4 protein-coding genes and 1 pseudogene are annotated in these 5,747 nt (G+C 41.1%); all 5 read right to left on the bottom strand.

Annotated features, from left to right (window positions below):
* Nucleotides 1-501, bottom strand: a 501-nt coding sequence (locus ACRCJ0_RS08840; RefSeq protein WP_431390211.1) for a glycine betaine ABC transporter substrate-binding protein, incomplete at its 3' end; no start/stop codon positions are given.
* Between the two features lie 255 nt (nucleotides 502-756).
* Nucleotides 757-2,533, bottom strand: a pseudogene (locus ACRCJ0_RS08845) (ABC transporter permease/substrate binding protein).
* Complete coding sequence (locus ACRCJ0_RS08850) at nucleotides 2,526-3,782, bottom strand: quaternary amine ABC transporter ATP-binding protein (RefSeq protein WP_290490589.1); 1,257 nt, start codon at nucleotides 3,780-3,782, stop codon at nucleotides 2,526-2,528. Before ACRCJ0_RS08850 ends, ACRCJ0_RS08845 begins: the two are co-directional and overlap by 8 nt.
* Nucleotides 3,783-4,072: 290 nt before the next feature.
* Nucleotides 4,073-4,690 carry a class I SAM-dependent methyltransferase gene (locus ACRCJ0_RS08855; protein ID WP_431390212.1) on the bottom strand — a complete coding sequence of 206 codons (618 nt, stop codon included), beginning with the start codon at nucleotides 4,688-4,690 and terminating at the stop codon, nucleotides 4,073-4,075.
* Nucleotides 4,691-4,897: 207 nt separating this feature from the next.
* On the bottom strand, nucleotides 4,898-5,747 hold an 850-nt coding region (locus ACRCJ0_RS08860), incomplete at its 5' end, for a metal ABC transporter permease (RefSeq protein WP_431390213.1).

The following is a 5,747-nucleotide window of genomic DNA, read 5'->3' on the forward strand; positions in this document are numbered from 1 at the left end:
GTTGTCATACTCCTTAACAGCATTTTGGGCACTGTTGGTAACACCTGCCCCTGGTTCAATTGCTGTAATAGTTGAATCATTTTCATCCGTGAGGTCGGTAATCGAATTGATATCTTCCATATATGTTGGAACAGTTAATGCTGAAATAGCACCTTCTAGGTTAGCCCCTAAATCAACCATCGAGTCACCGTATTTCTCTGCATAGGCCTGGTGCGTTGTAGGCACCCAACCGCCGACCATAGCATCCGACTGTCCTTCTGCAACCGAACTAAACATGATGGCCGGGTCTACTGTTGTAATTTGTACGTTGAACCCTGCTTCTTGTAGCACCTGTGCCAGGACATTTGTTGAAGCTATTTCAGACTCCCAATTCACAGTTGCTAGAGTCACTGTTTGGCCACCAGAATCAGAACCTACAGTCGTTTTATACGAATCTTCACTGCCAAAGGTAAATAATAACCCTATAACTGCTGCTACTAATAAACTCATTTTCTTAAACATTTTTACACTCCCGAAAATAATCTTCCTTAGTTACAAATGTTCGACTACTTACTTTTTGTATAAAAAAACAGGAGGGGCTACTAGTGTGCCTCACTCCTGTTTAAGCTCGTTGAGACTTTGTAAGGATTGAGGTCCAGAAAGAGAACGCTGAAAGATTAAGGCACTAGCTGACAAAGTCAACTGCAACTTAATCTGAAACGCAGTCCTTTTGGAAGGCTCAAACCCGATTTTAGTCATATTTATGCTTTTATTTACTTATTCTTCAACAGCTAACCATTGATCAACTGTATCTTGATTTGCTTCAATCCAGTCTTGTGCTGCAGTTTGAGGATCGGCACCGTCATTGATTTCAGCCATTACAGATTCCATATCCTCAACTTCCCAGAAGAAGTTATCTAAAATTTGGTAAGCTTCTTTCATATCGTCTTGCAACCCTAGGCGGGCCATTGTGTTGATTGTTTCACCGTCTCCGAAGACACCTTCAGTATCTTCTAAATATTTCAAGTCATACTCTTGGAACATCCAGTGTGGTGACCAACCAGTAATGACGATTTCTTCTTCATTAGCAATAGCTGTACCTAATTCGGTCGTCATGGCACCTGAAGATGATGTTTGAACTGTCCAATCACTTAGGTTGCTGTATGTACCTACTGCCTCTTCTGCAGCCGCTACAACACCCGCACCAGGTTCAATACCTGTAATCGTTTGGTTCGCTTGGTCACTTAAGTCCTCGATTGAGTTCACATCTTCCATGTAAGTTGGTACGGTTAAACCTGTAATCGCACCCTCTAAGTTAGGACCCAAGTCTTCCATTTGATCACCATATTGTTCGTATTGCGGTGCATGTGTGTTAGGTAACCAAGCACCTACCATAGCATCCGCTTCTTTTGTAGCAACAGATGACCACATAATCGCGTTGTCTAATGGTGTAATTTCTACAGTATAGCCTGCTTGACGCAATACTTCAGCGATCACATTTGTAGAGGCAATTTCCGTATCCCACGTTACATAAGATAAGGTAATGGTTCCCTTGTCTTCACCAGAGACTAAATTAAAAATGTTTGATTTGTATGCATCGGCAGAACCGAAAGTAAGGACTAATCCCAAGATTGCAATGACAGCAATCCACAAGCCTTTAAGTTTTTTCTTCAAAATGGATTCTCCTTTCCTCGACTTAGCTATTTTTATCAGCTGTGAAACGGTTTGTTAAACGGTCAATCAAGATTGCTAAGATAACAATCGCTAGACCTGACACAAATCCTGAACCTACTGACGCACGTTGTAGAGCGGTTAATACTTGACGACCTAGACCAGGCGCACCAATCATTGACGCTGTAACAACCATAGATAAAGCAAGCATCACTGTTTGGTTTACACCAGCCATGATAGTCGATTTAGCTAAAGGTAATTCCACTTTAAATAATTTTTGTTTACCAGTTGAACCGAAAGCATCTGCTGCTTCAATTAACTCAGTAGAGATTTGTTTGATTCCTAATTCAGTGAATCGTACTGTTGGTGGTAAGGCGAAAATTACTGACGCGAATGTACCTGGTACAATACCGATACCGAAGAAGGCAACGGCTGGAATTAGGTAAACAAAGGCTGGCATTGTCTGCATGAAGTCTAAGATCGGTTTTAAGATATTGTGGACAGTTTTTGATTTCGCTGACCAAATCCCTAAAGGTACCCCGATAATAATTGAGATCACACTAGAAACCAGTACCAATGTCACTGTGTTCATTAATTCTGACCATAAACCTTGGTTTAAAATGTAACCTAAACCAACTAAGGCGAAGGCAGATAATGATAATTGCTTCTTACTTGCAAAATAAGCAATCACTGCCACGATTAAGATAAAGGCAAATGGTGGAATTAATAGTAATAAGTTGGTAATCCCGTTCATAAAGGCTGAGCCCCCACTTTGGATGGCGCCAAATAAACCTGAGAATGTAACGGTTAACCAGTTTGTTGCTGCTTCAATCCAATCAGCAACTGGTAGTTGCTCAATTGGAAACATCGCTAAATTAAACATTCAATTCTTCCCCCTCTTCAGTATTTGTTGCATCAGCTTCTTCGCTGTTGTCATTTGCTAAGCTGTTGATAACCATCTTAGAACTTATCATACCCAATAAGTGATTTTCGTCATCTACAACTGAGATCGGCATAATCGCGTTACCCATTACGTCATAAATATCATTAATCGGTGTTTCTGGGTGTACGACTGGATGGTCAGTACGGATAAGAGATTCAACAGATAGATATTCTTTGTTTTGGTTGCCTTTGATCATTTTGGCAACATCTGTGTTACGAACGTAACCTAATAACTCACGTTTGTTGTTTGTCACCATTAGGAAGTTGTAGTTTTCTTCTTCCATACGGTGTAGAGCCATTCTGGCACCATGCTTTTCAACATTCAATAAGAAGTTTGGACGTTCCATAGCATGTTCTGCAGTAAGGACTTTAGAACGGTCAACACTTTCAACAAACCGTTCAACGTAATCGTTAGCTGGATTCGTTAAGATTTCTTCACCGGTACCCACTTGAACGACTTCTCCGTCTTTCATTAAGGCGATACGGTCACCGATTCTTAAAGCTTCATCCAAGTCATGGGTAATGAAGACGATTGTTTTGTTTACACGTTCTTGTAAATCAACTAACTCATCTTGCATGTCACGACGGATCAATGGGTCAAGCGCTGAGAAGGCTTCATCCATTAATAGGATTTCTGGGTCGTTAGCTAGGGCACGAGCTAAACCAACACGTTGTTGCATACCACCAGATAATTGGTTTGGATATTGGTCTTTAAAAGTTAACAAACCAGAGTTTTCTAGTGCTTTTTCAGCAGCTTTTTGACGTTCTTCTTTGCTGACACCTTGAATCTCCAAACCGAATTCTGTATTTTCAAGAATTGTTTTGTGTGGGAATAAGGCGAAGCTTTGGAATACCATACTCACTTTTTTACGTCTGATTTCACGTAATTCATCTTTATTAGCACCTGTCACGTCATCACCTAAAATTGTGATGTTACCTGCTGTTGGTTCAATTAAACGGTTGATCATACGTAACATAGTTGATTTACCTGAGCCAGACAATCCCATGATAACGAAAGTTTCACCTTGTTTGATATCTAAACTGGCGTTGTCGACCCCGACTGTCGCACCTGTTTGTTGGACGATTTCTTCTTTAGATTTTCCTTCATTTAATAGTTTTTTCGCTTTTTCAGTTTGAGCGCGTGATCCATAAATTTTAGTTAAATTCTCAATTTTTATTGCTGTAGTCATCATAATCCTCCTTTATTTTGACACTTTGTTACAAAACGCAACGTAAACTCACCATATTACCGTAACACGTTCACCGAAAATTTTCAAAAAAGAACCCTTGAAAAGGTTGATTTGACAAGTTTTCACAAATAGGTCATTTTTTATGTTAACTTTCTACACCCCTTTAAACTAAAAATGAAAGGGCTTAATTTCACAAACTTCTAAAAGTACAAGTATTGTTCTATTCGGAAATTTCCCGACCAAATAAAAAAAGCACTACACCCAAAGGATGCAATGCCCGCCATGATGGTTTATTCGCTTTCTTTTACACTCTTTAAAATCCAATAACCTTTACGGCGTTCGATTTCTTCAACGTTACCAAAGACTTCTTCTAATTTCTTCATAGCTGAAGGTGCCCCTTGCTTCTTTTGTAAAACTACATAAATTTCGCCACCCGGTTTTAGATAGTGGATGGCTTCGCTCATAAAATGATGCACCATTTCCTTACCCGCACGAACTGGTGGATTCGTCAGAATAACACCGAAATCTCTTTTATCAATGGCTTCATAGGCATTTGAAACGGTGAAAGTGACGTTGTCAACATGGTTAGATGCCGCGTTGTCCTTAGCCAGACAAATTGCCCGCTCAGAGATGTCTACCCCATAGATGGCGCGGTCAGGCAGCATAGTCCCCATAATGACCCCTACAGGCCCGTAACCAGCGCCTAAATCAAGCAGGTCTCCCGGTGCAAGTTGGTCAAAATCCAAGGCTTCAAGCATGACCCGGGTCCCAAAATCTAAATTATCCCTAGAAAAGACGCCTGAGTCGGTCTTGAAGGTAAATGGCCGGTCAAAAATCACGGTCTCGTATCGTTTAAAGTCGTGTTCAAGATCTTCATTATTTTCGAAGTACTGATGACTCTCTTTCATGAACACCCTCCGTTCTATATCGTTACTATTTTCATTATTTTTGTAAATGCACATTATCATCTCTTCCATTTTATAGTTTGTGTGGACTAGGCGCAAGTAGGTAAAATCTGCTTGATACTTTTGTCAAAAAGAAAAAGCGCCCCACTCAGACCTTATAGCCTGAATAAGACGCTGACTTACATACGTTCACTTTCCTTAAATCAAAATCTAGGCTTGCTTAGCCCGCTTGAACCGCTTGCCAATTAAACCATTTGGTGCAAACAAGAGTGTCAATAAGAAGGTTACAAAACCTGCGAAGGCGATGGCTCCTGAAATGGACACGTTAAAGTAGATGGCTACATAGTACCCAAGGACACTGTTGATTACCCCGTACAATAAGGCTACTAACAACATGATGGATAACCGTTTTGACAGTAAATGGGCACTCAAGGCTGGCGCTACCATTAGGGAGATCACTAGGATTGCACCGACGGTATCAAAGGCAACAACGGTGGTGATGGATACAAGTGTCATCAAGACCAGATTCAAGAACCCAACCGCTACACCGATTGATTTCGCGTAAACGGGGTCAAAAATGCTGACTTTGAGTTGTTGGTAGGTCACTGTGACAAAGGCCAGATTAATCACCAACATGACAAACATTCGGGCGAAGGAAATCGGCACCTGGATACCAAAGATTTCCATAGTATTTAAGGTCGCAAAGACCACTTCACCGCTCAAGACCACATCCACATCTAAGTGAACATTTCGCGCGTATTTTGAAATCAGGATGATGGCAATGGCAAAAAGCAAGGTAAAAACCAAACCAGTGGCCGCATCACTTTGGATGGCAAACTTGTTGACCACGTATTCAATGGCGTAGACAGTCATCACACCAAATAGGGCTGCCCCCACAAATAGGATCGGTGAATCTAGGTCGCCGGCAATAAAGTAACCAAGGACAATCCCTAGTAAAACTGTATGCGACAAGGCGTCAGCCACCATCGCCATGTTCTTCAAAACTAAAAATACCCCGAGCAAGGCGCAGGAAACGGCTGTAATCATTACAACTGATAAG

The sequence above is a fragment of the Aerococcus sp. L_32 genome (genome assembly GCF_050689315.1).

Coding starts and splice junctions, on each gene's coding strand:
- ACRCJ0_RS08850 (WP_290490589.1), bottom strand. CDS start 3,782: ATGACTACAGCAATAAAAATTGAGAATTTAACTAAAATTTATGGATCA.
- ACRCJ0_RS08855 (WP_431390212.1), bottom strand. CDS start 4,690: ATGAAAGAGAGTCATCAGTACTTCGAAAATAATGAAGATCTTGAACAC.